Below are 2674 nucleotides of genomic sequence, written 5' to 3'. Positions count from 1 at the left end.
GCGGTCTGGCTGCGGGTGCGCGACGACTATCTGGCCGGGATGTCGGCGCCCGACGCCTGCCGCCGTCACGGCGTCGGACTCTCCGCCCTGCGCGCCCGGGCCGCGCGCGAGGGCTGGCGGCGCATCGACCAGCCCTGGGCCCCGCCGCCCAACGCCCTGGACGCCGAGGACGAAGGCCTGAAGCTCGAGGATCGGGTCGGCGGCGATCTCGACAAGGTCGAGCTGTGCGAACTGTCCTTCGTCGCCCACCGCCGCATGATGCGCGCCGTGCTGCGCGGCGACGCGACGGCGGCCCTGCGCTGGCGGCAGGTGATGCGGGCCATGGACGAGGAAGAGGCCGAGATGGATCGCGCCCTGGCCCAGCACGAGGCCCTCCGCCACGAACGCGCCGGCTGGGCCGAACTGGCCGACGAACAGGCGGCCGAGCGCGCCGCCGCCGCTGCGGACGTTGCGGACGGATCGGACGGTTCGGACGGTTCGGACGGTTCGGACGGTGCAAACTCGGTTTCACCCGGATGAAACCGCCTCCCGCGCCTGTGACCGCCGTCCGCCTTGGATTCCCGGCTCCCGGCCACTAGGTTCCGCGGCAACGACGGCGGATCGCCGCGAACCCTCAGGAGACGCCCCCATGCATGACGCGCCCCAAACCGAAGCCGACAAGTCGTTGGACAAGGAAAACCCGCTCGGCGTGGACGGTTTCGAATTCGTCGAATTCACCGGCCCCGAGCCCGAGGCCATGATCGCCCGGCTCGAGCTGATGGGTTTCACCCAGACCCATGTGAACCCGGCCAATGACGTGGTCCGCCTGAAACAGGGCGACATCACCATGCTGGTCAACCGCTCGCCCAAGGGCCAGGCCGCCGACTTCGCCAAGGAGCACGGCCCCTCGGCCAACGGCATGGCCTTCCGGGTCAAGGACGCCAAATCGGCCTTCGAGGGCGCGGTCGCGCGCGGCGCCAAACCGGCCGAGAACCACGACGGCGGCGCCCTGGCCGGCGGCTATCCCTATGTGCTGCAGGGCATCGGCGGCTCGCTGCTCTACATCGTCGACGCCTATGGCGAGGCTGGCTCCCTCTACGACGGCTGGGACGAGATCGAGGGCTGGGAGGAGGCCGAGCGCAAGAACTCGGTCGGCCTGTTCTGCCTCGACCACCTGACCCACAACGTCAAACGCGGCCAGATGCGCACCTGGTCGGGCTTCTACGGCGACGTCTTCGCCTTCGAGGAGCAGAAATATTTCAACATCAAGGGCAAGGCGACCGGCCTGCTGTCCCAGGCCATGATCGCCCCCGACCGCGCCATCCGCATCCCCCTGAACGAGAGCCAGGACGACAACTCCCAGATCGAGGAATTCCTGCGCCGCTACAACGGCGAGGGCATCCAGCACATCGCCCTGGCCACCGACAACATCTTCGAGACCGTCGAGGAGATGAAGCGGCGCGGCATCCCCTTCCAGGACACCATCGAGACCTATTTCGACCTGATCGACAAACGCCTGCCGGGCCACGGCGAGGACGTCGAGCGCATGCGCAAGAACCGCATCCTGATCGACGGTTCCGACGAGGACGGCCTGCTGCTGCAGATCTTCACCCAGGACACCTTCGGCCCGATCTTCTTCGAGATCATCCAGCGCAAGGGCAACCAGGCCTTCGGCGAGGGCAATTTCCAGGCCCTGTTCGACTCCATCGAGCTGGACCAGATCCGGCGCGGCGTCATCAAGGTGGATGCTTAAGCCGCCGACCTGGCTGCCCTGGCTCGGCCCCGTCCTGGCGGCCGGGATCGGGGCGGCGGTGGGGGAGTACGGCCTCGGCGGCGGCTTCTGGACGGTGCTGGGGGCGGCCCTGATCGGCGGCTTCCTGCCCATCCTCGCCAACGCCCTGTGGAAATGGCGGCTGCGGGGGAAGGGCCACTGAGAGGTCAGTGAAAATCCCGTGACCCCGGCAGCACCCTGACCGCCCTGGGATGCCGCCCCCGGGCCGGCTCGTGCGCCGATCCCGGGGCCCGGTCCGGCGTCAGATGGCCCAGCATCGGGGTCCAGTCGTCCAGTTCCTCGACGACCAGATGGGTCACCCCCTCCGCCGTCTGCACCCGCCCTTTGGCCAGCACCATCCGGGCTCCCATCGCCGTCGGCCGGAACCGCTCGAAGACGCTCTCCCACAGCACCAGATTGGCCACCCCGGTCTCGTCCTCCAGCGTCATGAAACAGACCCCCTTGGCCGTCCCCGGCCGCTGCCTGACCAGCACCACGCCCCCCACCTGCGCCCGCCGCCCGTCCCCCAGCCCCTCATAGGCCTTGGCCGTCACCGCCCCCGCCCGCTCCAGCCGCTCCCTCAGGAAGCTGACGGGATGCCCCTTCAGCGACATCCGGATGGTCTGGTAGTCGCCCACCACCTCCTCCGACAGGGCCAGCTCCGGCAGCGCCTCCGGCGGCCGCCCGTCCGCCTCGTCCAGCCCCATGGCCTCGAACAGCGGCGCCCTCGACGCCGCCGGCGGCGCTCCCCTCGCCGCCCACAGCCCCTGCCGCCGCGACAGCGCCAGCGACCCGTACGCATCCGCCTCGGCCAGCCGGTCCAGCGCCGGGGGCGGCAGTCTCGCCCGCATGCGCAGGTCCTCGAGGTCGGCGAAGGGCCCGGCTGTCCGCGCTTCCGAGATCGCCTCGGCCCATGATTTCTTG

At 70.0% G+C, this 2674-nt stretch carries 4 protein-coding genes; 3 read left to right on the top strand and 1 reads right to left on the bottom strand.

Translation table 11 applies throughout. The features are described 5' to 3' along the window. The 3 genes from RDU12_RS14780 to RDU12_RS14770 form a co-directional block, all read left to right on the top strand. On the top strand, positions 1-519 hold a 519-nt coding region (locus RDU12_RS14780; RefSeq protein ID WP_308685387.1), incomplete at its 5' end, for a hypothetical protein. 109 nt (positions 520-628) lie between these two features. Further along, complete coding sequence (hppD, locus tag RDU12_RS14775) at positions 629-1732, top strand: 4-hydroxyphenylpyruvate dioxygenase (RefSeq protein WP_300291910.1); 1104 nt, start codon at positions 629-631, stop codon at positions 1730-1732. Next, a complete protein-coding gene (locus tag RDU12_RS14770; RefSeq protein WP_300291908.1) occupies positions 1725-1913 on the top strand; it encodes a hypothetical protein in 189 nt (62 codons plus the stop codon). The genes hppD and RDU12_RS14770 overlap by 8 nt, the downstream gene beginning before the upstream one ends. Positions 1914-1917: 4 nt before the next feature. Here the strand turns inward: RDU12_RS14770 and RDU12_RS14765 are convergent. Beyond that, positions 1918-2674, bottom strand: a 757-nt coding sequence (locus RDU12_RS14765; RefSeq protein ID WP_308685385.1) for an OB-fold nucleic acid binding domain-containing protein, incomplete at its 5' end; no start/stop codon positions are given.

It is taken from the genome of Brevundimonas sp., from assembly GCF_031082345.1.
Classification (GTDB): Bacteria; Pseudomonadota; Alphaproteobacteria; order Caulobacterales; family Caulobacteraceae; genus Brevundimonas.
The sequence above is the reverse complement of the archived record's forward strand: the minus strand, read 5'-3'. Positions and strand labels throughout refer to the sequence as shown.

Coding starts and splice junctions, on each gene's coding strand:
- hppD (WP_300291910.1), top strand. CDS start 629: ATGCATGACGCGCCCCAAACCGAAGCCGACAAGTCGTTGGACAAGGAA.
- RDU12_RS14770 (WP_300291908.1), top strand. CDS start 1,725: ATGCTTAAGCCGCCGACCTGGCTGCCCTGGCTCGGCCCCGTCCTGGCG.